A 21179-nucleotide genomic window follows, 5' to 3' on the forward strand; every position below is an offset into this window, starting at 1 on the left:
TCATTATTATTGATCCCCTAATTCTGTACGCTCATTTATTACCCATCTATCAACATCATATTCTATTACAATCTTCATTTCTTTTTCAGTAGTTTCTTCATCATTGCTTACTTTTTTAACAATTTGAAATTTACAATTACATTCTATATAGTCATCCTTTAAAGCTATATTTGTAACTTCTATATTGCTAGGTTCATAACAATATTTAAATTTAAATCCATCATTCCAACTATTATAAGGATACCATCTAAGAATATTTGTTTTAAACTCTTTATTTACATATGGGTTTATACTCTCAATTAAATCTTCTATTTCCTTGCCATTGTATACAATCATACAACCTTTATCATCTTTATACACCTTTACATCATTTTCAAGTTCTGTTTCCATATTTTGAAATGCATTTTCCGTTTTCATAGATATATCATTCATGACCTTATCATATTTTTTATAAACCTCTTCATCTACAGTGTAATAAAAGGTTATAAATTTTTTTATCATCATTTCTATCTCTTCAGTTCCTTCATCAAATGAAATAGTATAGTTTTCTTTATCACTTTTATCCTTTTTTATTAAAAGTATCTTAGAATTACTATTCCATTTTGAATCATTAAGATTTAGTGACTTTCTAGAAACATTTTCATAAATCAAATCGTTTTTTAATAACTTATTTTCATTAAATTTTGCACCATATAAATTTAATTTATTTTTTGACTTTAATATGCTATACACTATCTTTCTTTCGTCCGGTGAAACTGTAAAAACAATGTTTTTTCCATTTAACATTTTACTTATTTCTTTATTTTGGCTATTATAATAAAAAACTCCACTTTCTCTATTATAAATACCACTAAAAACAATACTTTCATTTTGTAACAAATAAAAATTATTTATCTTATCTTTACTATTCAGTTCTATTACTTTTAATATTTTCCCACTTAAATTTGTTTTCATTATTCCCATATTCTTATCTTCATCATAACCTAAAAAAAATATATCACTACCATTATTAGTACAAAATTTATTTTTAATATATTTATCTTTCATTTGTATTTTTTCAATACTGTACTTTTTATTTTTTGTTTCATTATCTTTAACTTCTACTACATTGTCTTTATTTAACCTTACTTTATATCTACTTTTAAAAGGAACTACATCTTTTTCACTTTCATTTCTTTCTACACTTTTATTTATTTTAAATGTTAAGTGATCATCAATAGCTTTGGATGGATTGTTTTCTAATACTACAATATCATCTTTACTTTTATTTTTATCTTCCTCCTTTCCACTTTCACAACCACAAAAATTTATCATTATGCTTATAGTAATAATCATCAATAAATATTTTGAAATTTTTCTCCCCAACTCATCACCTCAAATTTAAAATACTTTTATTATTACTTACTATATTAGTTTTAAGTTGTTACCAATTTTAATATATATGTTGCCAAGTTATTGCCAAATTTAAATTATTTCTAGTACCTGTTATTTTCATATACACGGAAACTCAATATTAACTTTATTTACTCCATTTTCATTATAAAAATCTAAATTTCCATAATGAAGCTTTGTTATAACTTTGCTTAAATTAAGCCCTATACCTAAACTTCCTTTTTCTTTTTCTTTATAATCCGTTGTTTTATTTATTACATTTATATTTACTTTATTTTCTTTAACACTTTCCTTTATATATATAACCTCATTCTCTTTTCCATATTTTATAGCATTGTCTAAAATATTTATAAATACTTGCTTTAATTTATTTTCATCTCCCCAGATGAAAATATCATCTTCTAGCTCCTCATTTATATCCATATTATATTTATTGGCTTTAAAACTCATATGATAACAAATATCTTCGATTAAGTTCGATATATTCACTTTCTTCATATCCAATTTACTCTCATTTAATATATCCTCTTTAGATACTTCTAAAAGTTCTATAACCATATTATGTAATCTTTCACTTTCATCCTTTATATGATTTAATGAAATTTTATTAAAGTCATTATCAACTTCTTCATTAATTAAAATTTCTGAATATCCTTTTATTATGGTCAATGGAGTTTTTAATTCATGTGTAACATTGTCAAAAAAGTTTTTTCTGTATTTTGCAATTTCATTTATATGTTCAATTTGATTACTAATTTTATTTTTCATAATTGAAATCTGATTTGATAATTCTCCAATTTCATCTTTTGATTTAATTTCTATGTTTTCATTATAATTTCCATTAGCAATTTCTTTAGCTACTTTATTTAACTTAATTATTGGTTTTGTTATAGATATGGATAATATATATGTGAATGTATCTAATACTATAAATCCTAAAATTATTATTAATTTTAGAGACTTAAATATTTTTTCTGATGATTTATATATATGAGTATAATATTTATCAAATGTAATTACACATAATATATTTTCATTTTTATATATAGGAAAGGCCACTGTTGCAACAGTATCTCCTTGTATTTTATTTATTTTAAATGAACTTTTATCTTCTTTTGCTAAGTCTATTTGTTTCATTTTTTTACTTTTAAATTCTGAATCATTTATGATTTTAAAAGTATTTCCACCATAGGATGTATTTATAACATGGTTCTTTTTATCATAAATAGTAACTTTGCAATCATTCATATTGCTTATTTCCTTACATAGTTTAGATGAATCTTCTTCAAAATAATGTTCATCTGAAAATAAAAAATCATTTTTAATGTATTCTTTAGATAAATAATATAAATTTTCCATTTCTTTTAATACTATTTTTTTATTATTTTCTTCCATAAGTTTATAAAATGATACGTTTAACATAATAAGAATTAGTATACTTATAGTTAATAATCCACATAAAAACTTGTATTTTATCTTCATAAAATCACCTCATTTTATATCCAACCCCAAATATTGTAGTAATTATAGATTGTCCACATTTATCATCTAATTTCTTTCTTAATCTTTGGACATGAACATCAACTGTTCTAATATCACCTTCAAAATCAAGAGTCCATACACTTTCTAATAAATTCTCCCTTGAAAATACTTTTTCTTTATTCTTTGATAATAACAACAATAAATCATACTCTCGTGGCTTTAATTTTATTTCTTCTCCACGCTTCTTTACTACTCTAGATTTTGTATAAATTATAATATCATCATTTACCTTTATAATTTCATCATCTTCTAAATTATAATATAGAGAAAATTTTTCTATTCTTCTTAAAATAACCTTTGCTCTAATTATTACTTCTTTAACATTAAAAGGTTTAGTTATATAGTCATCTGCACCTAATTCCAATCCTAATATTTTATCTTCAATATCATTTCTAGCTGTTAACATTAGAATAGGAATTCTATAATTAAAATTAACAGTTTTACATATATCAAATCCACTCATATCTGGAAGCATTACGTCTAAAATAATCAAATCTGGTTTAAACACATCTATTAAATCCAAACCTTCTCTGCCATTATATGCATATCTAACATCTAAATTTTCTTTTCTAAAAGAAAAATACAAGATATCTACAATATTTTTCTCATCTTCTATAATTAAAACTTTATTTTTCAAATTATCCCCTCACTTCAATTGTAAATGTATACAAAAGCCTTTGAATTTATAAAAACTCAAAGGCTTTTGTATACATTTATACTTTTGATTCAAACACATACACTTCTCTATTTTTTTCATCCAACAACATTGTTATCCAATCATTTTCTTTATTTTTAAATTTATGCAAACATAAAAAATCATTACTATTACCTATATCTAAATCTTTCTTTTTTAATTTATTATTAGATTCATTGTAAAACTTTTTCATGTCATACACTATGTACTCATTAGATTTATTCCAATTAGCTTCTTCCTTTATCCTTTTTATGTCATCTTGACTATATTCAAGCTTTTTGATACTTTCCTTGTTACCTTTAAAACTTCCCCCACTATCTAGTATATTTATTTGCTTATAAGGTTTTGGTAAACTTATATTCCAGTTTAAATTCAAAGCTTCAACATAAGTCTTCATAAATAAGTTTTTAAACATTACAACTTCAAAAAAGCATACTAAAATTATTACAAAAGAAACGAACCTAAAGCCCTTTTTTTTCTTTGTAACTGAACATATAATAGCTATAATACATAATACAAATAAAAATAGTAAAATTCCAAAAAAAGCTGTCAATTATTATTCCTCCCATTTTCTCAATACATTTTTATTGCCTATAGGAGTATATCATATTTTTTTTATAATATTATACATTTTTTAAATTATTTACTATAAGTTTACCTTTAAAACAATTAATTGAATTTAACTTTATTTTTATAAATATTATTTAATTATATATATATATAATGTCATTAATTGTCGTATTTTCTTCTATTATTACATATTTATAAATTTAATTAGTTACTTAGTCAAAAATTTTATTTTTCTTTACCAATAAATTATTACTCTCATCATTTTTATCTATCAAATGTAAAATATCTTTCCCTTTAATTAAATTTATTATTATAGGTGCTAAAATAACCATAGCATCCCTATATCCAAGTTCTATATTATTCATTAATCTTTGATGATCAAGAATAATTGTACCTATTCCATTTATAGGCTCTAAACTTGATGATGGAAAAATTTCAATAATATTGGAATCTTTAAATTCATCTTTATTTATTGGATTTTTATAAGACAAATGTACAACTATAATAAAATCACAATCATAACTTTTTAGTGGTGTTATCGGTACATTATCCACATTGTTTTTTGAGTATTGTGGTGCATTTATTCCCCCATCAGCATACCTATTACCATTAAAAGTTATAGGTTTAAATATATACGGAACTGCACATGATGCTAAAACAATTTTTTTAACATCTTCCTCACTAAATTCATCTAACTTAAAATATTCTGGTCTTTCCTTATCTATATTATATGTACAAGCATATATATCTTTTTCTGACTTTCTTACAGTTTCAATATCCACGAAATCATCAATAAAATTTTCTATACCACTTTGAGATAAAAGCCCTATATCACTAATTTTCAATTCTTCCAATATTCTATTTTCACTATGTCTAACTCTATTTATAAGCTGCGATACCTTAGCTATTCTTATGCTTTCTTGCTTATGTATAAATCTAGAATATGAAAGACTACTCCATCCACTATTTAAAATTTCTTTATCATTCATGGCTAAAAATAGTGCATTAATACTACCTATAGAAGTTCCTGAAACAACTTTAATATTATCTACTAAATCAAGTTCCCATAATGCCTTAAACACTCCAACTTCATATGCTCCTTTAGCTCCGCCTCCAGAAAGCACAAGCCCTATATTTAAATGTTCTAAATCATAACTTATATTCATACTATCACCTACATCTATATATCTTTAAATAATTATATACAAAAATTATAACCTCTATTCTTATATACAGATATATTTTAATATTAAGTTTGTATCCTTAGAAATACTTATAATCAATTATTAAATCTCTTATATAAATTCATTACTAATGTATCTTCAAATCCTATTTTTCTATATAGTTCTGCAGCTTTATTATTAATCTGAGTACACAACTCTACGCTATTTCTATTATTTTTTATAGCATCATTAATAACATAATTAACTAAAGCTTTTCCAATACCTTTATTTCTATAATTTTCATCTACTACAAGATATTCTAAAACACAACACTGTTCATCTTCCATCAAAGACCAAACCACTAGACCCATTACTTTTTTATCTCTATCTAATACACATGAAGTAAAATAATCATCTCTTAAAAGATCATCATACTCTTCTTTACTTCCATTCCAATTAAAAGTACTATTTAAAATATTAAATATGCTCTCATTATAAGTAAGTTCTTCATTTTCCATCATTTTAATGTTGTATTTAACTTGTCTTTCTTTATTATCTAAATAACATACCATAACTCTATGATCACCATCATAAATCCATTCATTATCTTCATAAGCATTTCTCAATATCTTGTTACTATTTAGTGGTGCAGCTCTAAGTATTTTAATATTACAATTTTTTCTTTCAAGTATTAATTTTATAATATTCTTAACATTTTCTTCATTAAAATACTCTTTAATCACTATAGGACCTACAAAATATCCACTTTCTGAACCTTCTTCATACAAAATCCCAACAATACCTATAGGAATATCTTCATAATAAATTATTCCAATACTATCTTCTAAAGTACTATCATAACTTTCTATCTCATTTATAAATTCTTTAACTGTATCATATCTTGGATAACCAATACCCACATTATCATTAGCATTTGAATATCTCAACATTTCATCAATAAAATCAATATTTTCATTTGCATTGTATTTTATATGAAATCTCTTCATAATTTGCACCTCTCAAATTTATTCTATTAATAAACCATATTTAAAATTCAAATTATTTTTAATACTACATTCAAACTTATAACACTATAAATTCTTCATTATAAGTACTTTCTCCTGCATCATTTAACCGTTTATTAAAAATGTATTACAACTAAAGAAATCCAGGCATATACTTAATTGCCTGGATTTTTATATAAAAAACTTATTTTTGTTTACATTATGCTAACATACCGTATAAATTTTTAGGATTTTCTAATATTGGTACAAGAGATTGTGGAACACCTATGTTTTCTTCTCTTGATATATCATACATCAATCTTAAAATCGAAAAATCTTCCAAAGCAAACCCTACTGAATCAAATATAGTAATTTCATCTGGTTTTCTATCTATAGGTTTTCCAGTTTTAATTATGTTCCAAATTTCAGTTACTTTAAAATCTTCACCTCTATGCTGAATTTCGCCTTCTATACGACTTTGAGGTTCAAATTCAACATAAACATTTCCCATATCAAGAACTTTAGAATCAAGTTCTGTCTTACCTGGGCAATCCCCTCCAACACCATTTATATGCATGCCTGGCTCAACCATATCCGGTGTAATAATTATAGCATTCTTCTTATCTGCTGTAATAGTTGTTATAATATCAACACCCTTACATGCTTCCTTTGCACTACTACATTTAACTAATTTAAGATTTTTTACACCTTTTAGGTTTTCCATTAATTTTTCAGTAGCAACTGGATCTACATCATAACAATAAATTTCCTCTATTCCTAATACATGATGGAATCCAAGTGCTTGGAATTCACTTTGGCATCCGTTTCCAATTAACGCCATTTTCTTTGGATTAGGCTTAGCTAAATATTTTGCTGCCATTACTGAAGTAGCTGCAGTACGAATAGCAGTTGTTAATGTCAATTCACTTAAAAGTAATGGGAATCCTGTTGATACCTCTGCTAAAAGACCTATAGCCATTACTGTTAAAAAATTATGTTTAGGATTTTCTGGATGACCATTTACATACTTAAATGAATAAGTCTCTGAATCACCTACTGGCATCAATTCAAGAACACCTATATCACTATGATGAGCCGTTCTAGGAATCTTATGAAATTCCTCCCAACGTCTATAATCATCCTCCAAATATGGTATAAGACGCTCTATAACCTTTTCAGGACCAACTGACTTTAAATACTTTGCCATAGTAGGTAAATCAATATACCTTGTTTTCATAATAAACTCCCCCTCATATAATTTTATTCAACATTAACTATTCGGCCGAAGAATTGTAAATACTTATGAACTCTTTACTAAAAGTTCATTTTGAAAACGTTTAAGAATTACTTACACTATAAATATACCAAATTATTAGTTTTATGTCAAATAATGTTAATACTTTGTTAATAGTAGTCACGTAAAATTAACATCATTCACATTTAATGGTTAAATTATTACACCTTATTATTTGTATTTAAAAAACTTCAAATAACAACTTACCAACTCACCTTTCAATCTTAACTAATTTTAAAAACTATAAAATAAATTAGCTACTACAAATATTTAATTTTTACGAATAACGATTTAAACATCATCTATCCGTGGCGCTAATTTAATTATAATTCTTAAATTTATATTCACATTATAATTCTCCGGGGTTAAAACCCCTGGCTACATAAAAGAATTAAAATCTATGTTTTTAATAAGTATCTTTCTTGATATAACTCTTTTTCATGTCTTATTAGTATAAATTTATTAACTTATATTTATGGATAGTGATGTTTAAATGAGTATTTCTTTTAAAACTGATTTAGAAAAATCTTATTGGATTTTTATTTAATTTTTATAACCTAATCCAAGGACGGATTAGCCACTGCACCAGACAGGACGTCGCTTCAGTGGGAAGTCTTAAAAATTAAATAAAAAGACATTTAGAGTTTCTTTGAAGTTTTTACGAATAATGATTTAAACATCATCTATCCATATCACTAATTTAAATTTTTCACCTCAAATATTTAAACGCAAAAAATCACTTCCTATATTTAATAAGAAGTGATTCATATATAACTATTGAATTATTCTTCCCATCCTTCTGGGAATTCTGCATTGTGGTAAACTTCTTGAACGTCATCATCATCTTCAAGTAAGTCTAACATTTTTTGCATTTTCTTAGCTGTCTCTTCATCAATTGCAGTGTATGTATCTGGAATCATTTTTACATCAGCTTCTAAGAATTCTATTCCTTGTGCTGCTAATGCTTCTCTAACTGTTCCAAAATCTTCTGGTGTAGTTGTTACTACATATACTTCGTCTTCTACTGCAAAATCTTCTGCTCCTGCTTCTAATGCCATCATCATCATTTCGTCATCATCTTTATCTTCTTTTTCTATGATGATTTCACCTTTTTCTTGGAACATGAAACCTACGCAACCTGAGTTACCCATGTTTCCGCCACCTTTTGTAAAGGCATTTCTAACATTTCCTGCAGATCTATTTTTGTTATCTGTAAGAACATCAACTATTACAGCTACTCCATTAGGACCATATCCTTCATAAACTATATTTTCATAGTTTACTGCTGATAATTCTCCTGATGCTTTTTTTATTGCTCTTTGAATAGTATCATTTGGCATATTTGCTGCTTTAGCTTTTGCTATAACGTCTCTTAACCTAGCATTTGTATCTTCGCTTGGTCCTCCGTTTTTAACAGCTACAACTATTTCCTTACCTATTTTAGTAAATATTTTACCTCTTTTAGCATCTACTTTACCTTTTTTCGCTTGTATATTGTGCCACTTTGAATGTCCTGACATTTTATTTCCTCCTAACTAATATATCAATAATGCTCATGCATCCCATTTTTAAATATTACTGCAATATTATAACATATCAAAAGTTTGCTTTCAAATTCTTGACTATATAGTTATAAATTTATTTTTATAGGTTTATGCTTCTTTATAAAGTCTATGTTCCATTTTAAAGTAATACTCTTCATCTTCATCTTCTATTATAACTTTTCCATTAGTACATTCTGTGAATTTCTCACACATGTTATTAAAGTTATTACTTTCACAATATATTATTATCTCAACTTTATCAGTATATACAGTATCTTCTATATGCCACTGATTTTGTCCACATACATACTGTATTTTCCCAAGCAAATCATAATCTATTGTAAATTTCACTTGAATTCCTTTTACCTTTTCAACTATTCCAGCTACTTTTATAGCTTCTGATGCCCCCTTAGAATATGCTCTTACAAGACCACCAGCCCCTAAAAGAATTCCACCAAAATATCTAGTAACAACTACTGCAACATCAGTTAAATCATTTTTCTTTATTACTTCTAATATAGGAATTCCTGCTGTTCCTTGTGGTTCTCCATCATCACTATATCTTTGTATATTTTTTTTCTCGCCTACAATATAAGCAGAACAATTGTGTGTTGCTTGTTTATGCATATTTTTTATTTTAGTAACAAATTCTTTTGCCTCTTCTTCTGTTGTTACTCTTTTTACATATCCTATAAACTCTGATTTTCTCTCTTCAAATTTAGCTTCAGCTTCATCTTTAACTGTAAAATAACTCATAACCACTCTCCAATCTATTTTTTCATTATTTCAAAATATTCTTCACAAGCTTTCTTTATATATGAAAGTTCTGTTTTTTCATCAATACATTTTATCTTTTCAAATGCTTTTTCACTTCTTATTTTTGCTAAAGATTTTATAGCATAACTTACTACTTGACCATTTTCATCTTGTAATGCCCTTAAAAGTGCCATCTCGCACTTGTTATCTCCAATCTTACCCAATGCAGAAATAGAAAGCCTTCTTATATTTACAAATTTATGTACTGTTGACTTTATTAAAAAATCCACTGCTTTCTCTGCTCTTAATTCTCCTAGCATCCATACAGCTGCTTCTTTTTCCTTTAACGAAATATTTAAATGATTATTTAATATATAATCTATAAGCTTAGTTTTGTTTACCACATCTAAACTATTTAATATATAAATTCTTTCATTCTTTGCAATATTGGCTAGATTATTAAATAAGTCTTGTATATTCTCACTTTTAGTTAAATATCTATACTTAATTTTGGCTGAAATAATATGTCTTTGTATTTCGCTTTTATCTCTATTTCTAATCTTACTTATAGTATCTAAAGATTTTCCTTCTAAATGCAAAAAATACGATATCTCTTCTTCTGAATATTTATCAATAAAATTCCAATCGAACTTAACTAATCCACTACTAATCTTTCTCACCACCAACATTTTATAGAGTTTTAAGTTAAACGTTAACCCTATAATTATTAATTCTATATACATATATTATAATATAAATTTTAAATTTAATCATTTAAAAGAAAAGAAGAAATTGAATTATCAATTTCTTCTTTTATGTTTACTCTATAATGTATTTTTGACACTTATTATAAACTTCTTCATCACCTTGAACTTCCATTAAAGTTCCTTCTGCTTCATATTCTTCACTATCAACTTTTCCATTTCTATGAAGATATGCAACTGTACTTGAATCACTATAAGGTATTAATACTTTAAATGATTTTAATTTATATGGAAGTAATTCTGTACATTCTTTTAATAATAAATCTAAGTTTATATTTTCTCTAGCAGATATTTCTATAATTTTATAATTACTATTCTTTTCTTTTAATTCTTGTAATTTTTCTTCATCTGCATTATCTACTTTATTTAATACTAATATTGTTGGTTTATCATCTGCTTTAAGCTCTTTTAATATGTCCTCAACTACTTCTATTTGTGATTGTGCATCACTATTAGAACTATCTACAACATGAAGTATTAAATCAGAGTATATAACTTCTTCTAAAGTTGATTTAAAAGCTTCTACTAAATCATGAGGAAGTTTTCTTATAAATCCTACTGTATCTGTCATAGTAGCAACTCTATTATCTGGAAGCATAATTCCTCTAGTTGTTGTATCTAAAGTTGCAAAAAGCATATCTTTTACAAATACTTCTTCTTTTACATTAGCAGATTTTAAAGGATATAAATCACATAACTTATTTCTTAATGTAGATTTTCCCGCATTTGTATAACCTGCTAAAGCTATTTTAGACACGCTATCTTTATTTCTCTTTTCTCTTTGAACACTTCTTATATGTTTAATCTTTTCAAGCTCTCTTGAAAGTTCTAAAATTCTTTCTCTTATATGTCTTTTATCTGTTTCTAATTTCTTTTCTCCTGGGCCTCTAGTTCCTATACCACCACCTGTTCTTGAAAGCACTGTTCCAAGACCAGCAAGTCTTGATAATCTATATTTAAGTTGGGTTAACTCAACCTGTATTTTACCATCTCTTGTTTTAGCCCTTCTTGCAAATATTTCTAATATTAATGTTGTTCTATCTATTACTTTTACACCTAATGCTTGCTCTAAATTTCTAACTTGTGCACCAGACAATTCCTCATCAAAAATTACAACATTAGCTCTTAATGATTGTCTAATCATTGCTATTTCTTCTACTTTTCCTCTTCCTACATAAAAGGCAGGATCTATTTTGTTTTTACTTCTTTTTTGAAGCACTGAATATACCGGAAAAACTTCACATGCTTTTGTAAGTTCAGATAATTCTTCTAAACTTTCTTCATCTTCTGTTCCTACCAATATAGCTTTTTCTTTTGTTTCTTCTATAATCTCATTTTCTTTTATTATACTTTCTATGTATTTTATTTTATCCATTAAATCGAAGTTTAATAAATCTTCTGTTGATTTAATACTTATTTCTTCTTCTACTAATATGTTATTTGATACATCACAAAATCCTATATTATAGCATAATGGTTTTTCATCACTTACACCTATAGCTACTATAGCATCTAATTTCAACTTTAATAATGCTGATATATCTAAAGCTGAAAGTTTAGGATTTCCATTAGGATGGGTATGTATTATTCTAACACCAGATAACTTTCCTTCTTTTACATCAATTAATGGCATATCTACAGTAGTGCTATCACCAACAGCAACAGTTATTATATTACCTTTTCTATCTATAGCTACACTTACTTCTCTATCTAAATCTATAGTTGCTTTTTTTAAAACTTCTATAATCTCTTCTGTTACTACTGTATACTTAGGGACTTTTAAATCAAGTATTGTTTCTAAACTATTAAGTATAGATTTTTTTACACCTTCTATATTTCCATCTATCATAAACTCACCGTCCAAACTTTTCTTAATATTTATTTTATTAATATTAGATTATTGTTATTTATTATTTGAAAATAACATAAAATATAATCAAAATATTTTATAAAAACCGAATTTTTCTTTATTTACGGTTGACAACTTTCATTTAATTTTATACTATTACTTCATTATTGTAAATACTTGATTTTAAATATAATTATTTCCACAAAACAAGTAAAATCAATAGTTTTATAGATTTATATCAATTCATACTTAGAATAAAATAGAACTCTTTAGAAAAATGTTTTTGACGTTTTTTTGACGAAATAAAAACTAGGAATTTAATATTCCTAGTTTTTTAATTAGATATAAGCTTTTATATTTAACTATATAATACTTATTCAATAAAATATATTTAATTATTTATATTAAATTTTTAAAATGTATTACTTTAAATAACTTCATTATCTTGAATTTTTTGTTCTATTTTTTGTTCTATTTGTATTGGTGCTAATACATCATACTTATTCAAAATATCTTCATACATATTTCCTTTATATTTTTTCATCTCGACAGTTATAGCTACTGAAAATCTAACCTTTCTAAGATCTCCTTCATCTCTACTTAATGCACTAATAATTAAAAATGGATCATTAACACCCTCTATTTTCTTTCCTTTTTTCTTTGTGCTTATAGTATCCCACTTATAGTCCAATCTTCTTTGAAGTTCATTTCTTCTCTTCGCAGTATCACTAACAGGATTTTGGCTTTTTTTATACCCCTGCGACTCTAAACAACTTACTAATTGTTGGTCTTGTCTTACATTAACATTGATTGGTTTTTCTCCTTTTTTTGTAAAAGAAAAAATATTTGAATCTGGATAAAAGGTTTCTTCTATACATGTATTAGTATATAGATCACTATCTAATGTTGATATATCTGTCAATGTACAAATTGTCCAACTAAAATTAATAGTACCTGATTGATTAGAAATATCAGGCAAAGGTATTGGTAACTTAATACATCTACTTGGAATTATGAAACCTTTATATAGAGTTGTTACCTTATTTTTGCTACATTTTACAATATTCTCTACACTATCTTCTAAAATTCCGAACCCCTCTTCTTCACCATTATTTAATTTTTTATGAGATGAATGCACAAGCAAAGTTCTTGCCATCATTGGATCTAGTTCCTCTGATATCTGAGTTATCTCTCCAACTTTACTTGCCACTATTGGTGATGCAAAACTCGTTCCTGCAGTCATTAATCTACTAACCCCATCTAAGCTTATAGCTTGAAATAAGTTTCGCTCATCTCCCCCAAATGCTAATAAGTCTGGTTTTAATTTTGCACCTTCTCTACCTTCTCCTATACAACTATACTCAGCTCTATATATTTGTCCATCAAATTTAGAATAAGCACCAACTCCAATACAATTAACTGCATCTGATGGAGCTTGTATTCTATTAAATGGCTTTATTACTTTTCCATCATTTCCAACTGCAATACAAAAAATTTTATTTTTTAATGCTAATTTATCCAATGAATATGTAAACCTATTTATTTGATCATCTAATATTGGGCCTCGTGGACCAAAAGATATATTATATATATCAATATCATCTCTGCTATTTACTATGTTCTCTATGTTATCAATCACAACATAGAGATTTTTTTCTGGTAAAACTCTAAAGCTTTCTACTATACATTTTGGTTCTGATAACTGTTCTTCATTTTTATATTTGTTTATTTCCCCATATAATATAGTTCCACATACAGCATTTCCATGTTGCAACGTACTATTCTGTGATGGTAATGATGATAAATCATAATTTCTTAAATATGGTTTAAGATATACATTTTCTTCATTCGCTCCCCCATCAAAAACACCAATTTTTATTTTGTTTTTGATGTCTTTACTTTCTGGTATCTTAGGTAATTTACTTCCATTAAATGTTCTTAAATCTGGTAATGTAATTTCTCTCATAGGATGAATAGTTCTTAAAAAATTATACTTTGATATGCTCAATAAATTTTTTTCTGTAACCTTTGCTAATATAAATATTGGTCCATTTTCATATTCTTTTATGACATATCCTGCTTCTAGATAAGCCTTTAATTTCATTAATGCATTTTTCTTTTCACTTCTTAATGGATGCAATACTATTTCCACTTCATACTCATCTTTCTTTTCATCAAACCCCAATGTTTTTTCTTTTGCATTCAACATATCTATTCTTTCAATACTTCTTAGCTGATTCATCTGAGTTTTATTGAAATTATCCATATTTAGATCATTTACAAACCATTCTAAATTGTCCTTTGAACATTTCAAAAAATATAATTTCGATTTTACTTCTTTATTCTCTAAAACTTTTCTATCATATATCCTCGCTCCAACAAATTCCATAGACTCCTTTTTATTGAATACATTAGGAATATAGCTTTTTGCAATAAAATTTTCAGCCATTCTAATATTAATTATAATCTCATCATCTAAATATAGTTCACTATGTTCTTGTATTTCATCAGAAAGTTTATTAATATCTTTCATTAATCTTTCTTTAGCCTCTTTATAAGTATATGGTAATTGTTTAGGTCCACCTGACTTTCCTTTGGTTATTTCTTTTGCTAATTTTTCTCCATTAGCTAGTATTGGCATAAACTCCATATTTCTCTCCCCAATCTTAATTTTTTTCTAAATATCTATATAAAGTGCTTATTGATATTTGTGTTAATTTGCTAATTTCCTTTACAGTGAATCCATTTAAACTCATTTCCCTCACTAATTCAATCTTTGATTGTTTATCCCATTTATGAATATACTTACTACACTTCTTAACGAGTACTTTAGGTATAGGCTCTTCTTCTAAAATGTGTTGTCTCTTAGCTTCTGTGCATAGTCTAACTATCTCAGCTCCATTTTCATTTTTTAAGGCTTCTACTAGAAGATTTAAAACACCGTCATCAATATTTTCATTTATTTTTTCAAATTCCCTTTTTATAATCATCATTCGTGCTTCTTTGTTAGGCAAATCTAAATGAACTTTCAAATCAAATCTTCTCCATATGGCCTTATCCAATAACTCTTCATGGTTTGTTGCTGCAATTATTATACTGCTTATAGGCCATTCTTCTAATTCTTTTAATAAAACATTAACTATTCTTTTTATTTCTCCAAGTTCTCTATCATCAGTTCTAGTTTTAGCAATAGCATCAAATTCATCTAAAAATAATATACAATCATTATTTTTTGCATACTCCAAAACCTTCTTAATATTGGTTCCTGTTTCACCCAAATAACTTGACATCACAGTCGCTAAATCTAATACAACTAAAGGTTTTTTTAATTTACTAGCCAACCACATAGCTGAATATGTCTTTCCAACTCCTGGCTCCCCAAAAAATAGTATTGAATTTGTTGGTTTTAATCCTAATTTCATTAAGTCTAATTTTTTTTCTTGCTCTTTTATAAAATTATTCAATACATCTGTATTTTCCTTTGATAAAATTGGAATATCAATTTCATTAACTTCTTTAACTTCTATTAAATTTTCATTGTTTTTTTTATCTGTTGGTATATCTGATAACCCTATTGATCTATATGCACTGTTTCCTATATTTTTATCAAATAAGACTTTATCAATTTCCTGTGAAATATGTGGATATTTATTTTTTATCATATTTGAAATTGTTAAAGATATAACTTCTACAGAATTCTGATCTTTTTCCAAACTTGCTCTAATTAATTGAGGAATTATTTCTATAACTTTCATTTTATCACCTTACTAAATTTATATGTTTTTGATATAACTATATAATAGCATTATATCAGTACTTTTTCAATTAATTTTCTCACTTTAAATTTCAATGTCATTTTTGATAATTTTTTTTAATTTATTAAATTATAAAAAAATAAAAGGTAGTCCCTAAGAACTTCCTTTAAATTTGCTTATACAACATCAATCTTACCTTATAAATATACATGTATATATTTATATTTGTAAAACAATTTATATGTCATGTTAATTTTATACATATTTGACCTTTTTTATAATAAGTTGTATAATTTGTTTGAATATTTATAATTTTATATTTAAGGAGAACATTTTATGTCTAAAAATTATATAGAAAGTAGATTAAATAATCAAATTAAATGGTATGATTCTAAAAGTATTAAAGCAAAAAAACACTTATTTATTACAACTTTAACATTAGTTATTTGTTCATCATTAATTCCTGTAATAACAATTTTTTCAGATAACTATACATTAATATGTAAAATAATACTAACAACTTTAAGTGAAATTATTAATATATGTGCTTGGTTATTGAATTTTAAAAAATTTCAAAAAATTAGTACTAGCTACAGATTAGTATGCGAACAATTAAAAACTCATAAATCATTATTTATAAATAATTGTTCACCATATGATAATCCTGAAAATGCTGAAAATATATTTATATTAAATTGCGAGTGCATCATGAATTGTGAACATATTAATTGGAGTAATATTTTTTCAAAGCCTAATAAAAAGTAATACATATGATCTTTAATCTATTGATTCATAAGTTTTTTTAAATACATCTGGCTTACATGGATAGCACTCACCATTTATTCCTTTTATAATCCAATCACCAGCATCTGCTTTCATATCACCTTCAAGTGTATGAATTATGATTTCTTTATCAGTTTGATATGCTTCTATTATTATTGGTTTTTTTCTAAATTTTTTTAATTTACACATATTAACACCTCCTTTATTTAAATTATAAATCAATTAATACAAATTAGAAAGGATGATTTATATGCCTAGTTTACACAATTATAAATTATTTATTAGCCATGCTTGGAAATATGGTGATGACTATGATAGATTAATTAATCTGTTAAATAATGCAAAGAATTTTTCTTACTATAATTATTCTGCACCCAAAGAAAAACCTTTATTTCCAGCAGGTACACCTTTAACGGAAAAAAAAATTGCTACCAAAATTACCGATAAAATTAAGCCATCACAAATAACTATTGTTATTTCTGGTATGTATGTAAGTTATAAAGATTGGATGAAATATGAAATTGACGAATCTGTAAGAATGGAAAAACCTATTCTTGCTATAAAACCTTATGGACAAGCTGAATCAAATACACCACGTTATGTAACTGATAATGCTGATAAAATCGTAAATTGGAATACTGATTCAATTGTTTCAGCCATACGCGAATTAGTAAAATAACTCTTTAATATAAATGCATAGTATTTATTGATTTCTATAAAAAGAAAGTAGCATAATTTAAATATGCTACTTTTACAAACTCCAAATCTATATTTTATATGAATTTAATCTAAACCTATATATAACTTTATAGGCTCACCAACTCCTTTTTTCTTTCATTTAGTAATTCTTTAATATCTTCATTTGTAGCTTGTTTTTTAATAAAGTTTCTAGCTGCTGACCTATTTCTTAAATATCTAGTTTTTTCTCTGTTTTTTTCTTGCCATTTTTTATTTGCTTCTGTTTGTGCGTTTTTTTCCATGTAAATCACCCTTTCTATTTGAAAAATATAATATAACTAATAAAGTCGTAAATATGACTTTTAGGTAAATATTATTAGATAATATTATGAAAAAACTATTAGCTACACATAATGCTAAAATATAATCCATTTTTTTCTTTTCATATTATTTGAAAGATGTTAGAATATTTTTAGTGAGTGTGAGGGAAAGATTAGGGCTAAGCCCTAATCCTTATTTTCAAAATATCTTGCTACGGTAATCGTTGTGGTGATGATTAAGCAAGCTATTTCAACTATTTTTTGATGTCTTCTAACATCTTTCTCTCATCTCATTTAATCGTGTTGTACTACCAACAGTAAGACATATGAATAATTTTTATCAAAATTTATAAAATAGAAGCATAAAAAAGACATATTACTTGATATATGTCTTTTTTTATTAATAGAAATATTTTATAAATTTAATTTTGACTTCAAAGCTTCTTGCAATAATTGTGAAAAATTAATATTATTTTCTTCAGCCTTTTTATTTAACCATGATGGAATAGTTAAAGTTTTCTTTACCGCCTTATTATCATATTCTTTTAAAATATCTTTTAAGTTAGCCTTTACTAAAATTAATGTTTGTTTCTCTTTAACCTTTATATCATCTGTTGATGTTGCTTGTGGTATTTCTTTCTTTTCTTCATATAAATCAAATATAGCCATTTTTAAAGCGTCCTCAGCCATGATAAAAGCGTCTGATAAAGTTTCACCATAAGAAATTATATAGTCAAAATCTAAAAACTTAACATTGTAATCTTCTACACCTAATTTTTCTATTATAGCTGGAAATACATAGTTTTCATTATACATAATTATTAACCTCCAATTTATATTTTATGATATATATTAAAACTTATTAGTTAGGGCTATTTAAGCCCTAACTGTTTAAGTACACTGTTCAATGTGCCAGTTGGTAAATCTTTAGTGCCATGATAGGGAACAATTGAAATTTTACCATTTTTAGTGAATTTCATGTGTGAACCCGATTGGCTTTTTAATTCCCAACCATTTGAAGTTGCAAGTTTTATTATTTGTTTCGCATTCATTATTAACTCCTTTCTATATACTTATTATACCATACGTATTAATACGTGTCAATAATACAGTTAAGAATATTATTTTTTATTTTAAATAAAATAAAAGGGCGGTACAATTAAATTTGTACCGCCCTTTTCTGTAACCATTTTTAATTTTTAAAATTTGTGTAATCCTGTTCAATGTCCGTTTATATTTTGTGTTATTTAAATAATAACATACATTTTAAAACTTAATTAGTCTAATTTTAAATTAAACTAATGCGACTGCGTCTTTTAAAGACGTATATCTATTTGAGCCGGCTTTTCCACCTATAGTAATTATAGTTTCCGCTTTTAATTTATTAGATTCAAAATCACTTTTCTTCATCATTGGACATTGATTTTTTTGAGCCACATATAACGCAGCCAATGCGTCCATATCACCAACATATAAAACTATTTTTTTCATTGTTTGCACCTCATTTTTGTTTTGATTTATAGTATTTGTTTGTTTTACTCTGTTATCTATACCACTTGCAATCGCTAGTCCAATTTTATCTGAACCATGCTTTTTATATAGTTCAACGTCTTTTGTTGCTTCGCAGAAAAAACATTCTATTATCATTGCTTCCATTTTTGTTAAATCTAATTCAGCAAGTTCATTTGAATATTTTATCCCTCTATTCCAAAACCCTAATGCTTGTAAATTTCGTAGTATTGAATTAGCTCTATTTTTAGTTTCTTGACTTGCTACATTATGAAGCCATATTTCAGCACCTATTGCACCGTTATAGCTTGTATATGCTTTATTTAAGTGTACTGAATAAAATAAATCGGCATTGTTATTATTAGCTTTATTTATGCCCCACATTAACTCAGTATCTATCCCCGCCATATTATTTGGGTAGCAATCTACAAAGGTATTATATTTTTCTAAATATGATTTTGAAGCTAAGAATATTTTTCTATCCTCTGTAGTTTCATTTACTAATCCATTAGCACCTCCAGCTAATGGATTATGTCCGCTTCTTCCCGCTATTTTCATTATTCTTCACCCTCCTTAATTTCTTTTCTATTTCCTTCTTTGAGTTGAACTAATGCTTGTTTTAATGCTGGTGGTGTTGGCAAGCCTAGTTGTGTGCAATTTTCTAAAAGACTTAAACCTTCATTTGCAACGTAAAAATAACATACCATTGTTCTAAACAACCAATTCCCATTTCCTAAAAGGCGATCAAGTGCAACCGCCGCTATTAACACAATAAATATAACCGCTTTTTTTGCTATGCCCTTAGCTCCTACATAACTAGAAAGCTCCTTTTTTATATATCCTTTTAATAATCCAGTTACATAGTCTAAACATATAAAAGTAACTAATACTATTAAAGCCGTGTCCCATGCACCCATAAGCCATGTAAAACTTGTTCCAATCATGGTTATAAGAGTTTTAAATAAATTTTCTTTTTCCAATTTAAAGCACCCTTTCTATAAAAAAAGCAATAAAAAACTAATAGTTTTTTATTGCTTTTAAAAATATCTTATATTTCTTTTGTGATATAGTTATATTCATTTTCTGTTATTTTATTAATTTTTCTATATTCCTCAATTTTTTCTTTTTTAATTATGTCTTTTTCATATAGTCTTTTTAATGTGTCAATAAAAATATCTATTATAATACACCCCTTTCAACCATATTTTCCATTAAAGATTCCTGTGCTTTAAGAGCATTATTTTTTATAATATTATCTAATCTATTGTTAGTTATATTAAATAATGCCTTTTCTTCTTCTTCAAACTGTTTTGCTATTAGAGCGGTTGCTAAAAGATTTCCATTAACATCATGGTCTGATACATATGAACCTTGGAAGTCATCTCGAACAACTAGAATGGCTGGTGTATCTCTTATATGAAAAAACTTTTTAGCTTCTTCTAATTCACTAACTTCTAAACAGTCCAGTAATTGAGGAATTTCGCTTTTGAACTCATCTAATATCTCTAATTCTCTTGGTATATATTTACTATAAACATATAAAATTCTCATTTTTAAAATCT

General features: G+C 26.0%; 23 protein-coding genes. 2 read left to right on the forward strand and 21 right to left on the reverse strand.

All coding sequences use genetic code 11. The annotated features are described in order from the left end of the window. Positions 1-6: 6 nt before the first annotated feature. From AC07E4_RS18180 to AC07E4_RS18240, 13 genes are all read right to left on the reverse strand, one after another. Positions 7-1365, reverse strand: a complete 1359-nt coding sequence (locus AC07E4_RS18180) for a hypothetical protein (protein ID WP_478217103.1) — start codon at positions 1363-1365, stop codon at positions 7-9. 126 nt (positions 1366-1491) lie between these two features. Beyond that, the gene (locus tag AC07E4_RS18185; RefSeq protein WP_478217104.1) at positions 1492-2874 is read right to left on the reverse strand and encodes a sensor histidine kinase; all 1383 of its coding nucleotides are present in this window, start codon (positions 2872-2874) and stop codon (positions 1492-1494) included. A 4-nt stretch (positions 2875-2878) separates the two neighbouring features. Beyond that, the gene (locus AC07E4_RS18190) at positions 2879-3571 is read right to left on the reverse strand and encodes a response regulator transcription factor (RefSeq protein ID WP_478217105.1); all 693 of its coding nucleotides are present in this window, start codon (positions 3569-3571) and stop codon (positions 2879-2881) included. 76 nt (positions 3572-3647) lie between these two features. Next, complete coding sequence (locus AC07E4_RS18195) at positions 3648-4181, reverse strand: hypothetical protein (protein WP_040330239.1); 534 nt, start codon at positions 4179-4181, stop codon at positions 3648-3650. Positions 4182-4410: 229 nt separating this feature from the next. Next, on the reverse strand, positions 4411-5364 hold the full coding sequence (locus AC07E4_RS18200; protein WP_040330238.1) for a patatin-like phospholipase family protein: 954 nt from the start codon (positions 5362-5364) through the stop codon (positions 4411-4413). A gap of 113 nt (positions 5365-5477) precedes the next feature. After that, positions 5478-6368: a GNAT family N-acetyltransferase gene (locus AC07E4_RS18205; protein WP_478217106.1), complete on the reverse strand. Its 891-nt coding sequence runs from the start codon at positions 6366-6368 to the stop codon at positions 5478-5480. Between the two features lie 217 nt (positions 6369-6585). Further along, on the reverse strand, positions 6586-7602 hold the full coding sequence (locus tag AC07E4_RS18210) for an ornithine cyclodeaminase (protein ID WP_203226306.1): 1017 nt from the start codon (positions 7600-7602) through the stop codon (positions 6586-6588). Between the two features lie 839 nt (positions 7603-8441). After that, entirely contained in the window at positions 8442-9179 is a 738-nt protein-coding gene (locus AC07E4_RS18215) for a YebC/PmpR family DNA-binding transcriptional regulator (RefSeq protein WP_040330229.1), read from the reverse strand. A 132-nt stretch (positions 9180-9311) separates the two neighbouring features. Continuing rightward, complete coding sequence (locus AC07E4_RS18220; RefSeq protein ID WP_040330228.1) at positions 9312-9959, reverse strand: YigZ family protein; 648 nt, start codon at positions 9957-9959, stop codon at positions 9312-9314. A gap of 14 nt (positions 9960-9973) precedes the next feature. Further along, positions 9974-10630 (reverse strand): HEAT repeat domain-containing protein, encoded by a 657-nt coding sequence (locus tag AC07E4_RS18225; RefSeq protein ID WP_040330342.1) that lies wholly within the window; start codon positions 10628-10630, stop codon positions 9974-9976. 148 nt (positions 10631-10778) lie between these two features. Further along, positions 10779-12572 (reverse strand): GTPase HflX, encoded by a 1794-nt coding sequence (hflX, locus tag AC07E4_RS18230; RefSeq protein WP_478217107.1) that lies wholly within the window; start codon positions 12570-12572, stop codon positions 10779-10781. A 427-nt stretch (positions 12573-12999) separates the two neighbouring features. Continuing rightward, the gene (locus AC07E4_RS18235) at positions 13000-15222 is read right to left on the reverse strand and encodes a S8 family peptidase (RefSeq protein WP_478217108.1); all 2223 of its coding nucleotides are present in this window, start codon (positions 15220-15222) and stop codon (positions 13000-13002) included. Between the two features lie 16 nt (positions 15223-15238). Next, a complete protein-coding gene (locus AC07E4_RS18240) occupies positions 15239-16327 on the reverse strand; it encodes an AAA family ATPase (RefSeq protein WP_478217109.1) in 1089 nt (362 codons plus the stop codon). Positions 16328-16663: 336 nt separating this feature from the next. Between AC07E4_RS18240 and AC07E4_RS18245 the strand changes: the two genes are divergently transcribed. Continuing rightward, positions 16664-17092, forward strand: a complete 429-nt coding sequence (locus tag AC07E4_RS18245; protein ID WP_478217110.1) for a DUF4231 domain-containing protein — start codon at positions 16664-16666, stop codon at positions 17090-17092. A 12-nt stretch (positions 17093-17104) separates the two neighbouring features. On the opposite strand, the gene AC07E4_RS18250 is transcribed toward AC07E4_RS18245, so the two are convergent. Next, positions 17105-17299 carry a hypothetical protein gene (locus tag AC07E4_RS18250; protein ID WP_478217111.1) on the reverse strand — a complete coding sequence of 65 codons (195 nt, stop codon included), beginning with the start codon at positions 17297-17299 and terminating at the stop codon, positions 17105-17107. A gap of 61 nt (positions 17300-17360) precedes the next feature. Between AC07E4_RS18250 and AC07E4_RS18255 the strand changes: the two genes are divergently transcribed. Continuing rightward, on the forward strand, positions 17361-17789 hold the full coding sequence (locus AC07E4_RS18255) for a TIR domain-containing protein (protein ID WP_478217112.1): 429 nt from the start codon (positions 17361-17363) through the stop codon (positions 17787-17789). Between the two features lie 127 nt (positions 17790-17916). On the opposite strand, the gene AC07E4_RS18260 is transcribed toward AC07E4_RS18255, so the two are convergent. From AC07E4_RS18260 to AC07E4_RS18290, 7 genes are all read right to left on the reverse strand, one after another. Further along, complete coding sequence (locus tag AC07E4_RS18260; protein ID WP_478217113.1) at positions 17917-18090, reverse strand: hypothetical protein; 174 nt, start codon at positions 18088-18090, stop codon at positions 17917-17919. 432 nt (positions 18091-18522) lie between these two features. Continuing rightward, complete coding sequence (locus AC07E4_RS18265; protein WP_478217114.1) at positions 18523-18924, reverse strand: type II toxin-antitoxin system HicB family antitoxin; 402 nt, start codon at positions 18922-18924, stop codon at positions 18523-18525. Positions 18925-18980: 56 nt separating this feature from the next. Continuing rightward, the gene (locus AC07E4_RS18270) at positions 18981-19160 is read right to left on the reverse strand and encodes a type II toxin-antitoxin system HicA family toxin (protein WP_478217115.1); all 180 of its coding nucleotides are present in this window, start codon (positions 19158-19160) and stop codon (positions 18981-18983) included. Between the two features lie 241 nt (positions 19161-19401). Beyond that, the gene (locus tag AC07E4_RS18275; protein ID WP_478217116.1) at positions 19402-20175 is read right to left on the reverse strand and encodes an N-acetylmuramoyl-L-alanine amidase; all 774 of its coding nucleotides are present in this window, start codon (positions 20173-20175) and stop codon (positions 19402-19404) included. Continuing rightward, the gene (locus tag AC07E4_RS18280; protein ID WP_478217276.1) at positions 20175-20561 is read right to left on the reverse strand and encodes a phage holin family protein; all 387 of its coding nucleotides are present in this window, start codon (positions 20559-20561) and stop codon (positions 20175-20177) included. Before AC07E4_RS18280 ends, AC07E4_RS18275 begins: the two co-directional genes overlap by 1 nt. Positions 20562-20665: 104 nt before the next feature. Beyond that, positions 20666-20803, reverse strand: coding sequence for an XkdX family protein (locus tag AC07E4_RS18285; RefSeq protein WP_478217277.1), 138 nt, complete (start codon positions 20801-20803; stop codon positions 20666-20668). Continuing rightward, positions 20797-21168: a hypothetical protein gene (locus AC07E4_RS18290; RefSeq protein ID WP_478217117.1), complete on the reverse strand. Its 372-nt coding sequence runs from the start codon at positions 21166-21168 to the stop codon at positions 20797-20799. The genes AC07E4_RS18285 and AC07E4_RS18290 overlap by 7 nt, the downstream gene beginning before the upstream one ends. Between the last annotated feature and the right edge of the window lie 11 nt (positions 21169-21179).

Source organism: Clostridium amazonense, assembly GCF_056431285.1.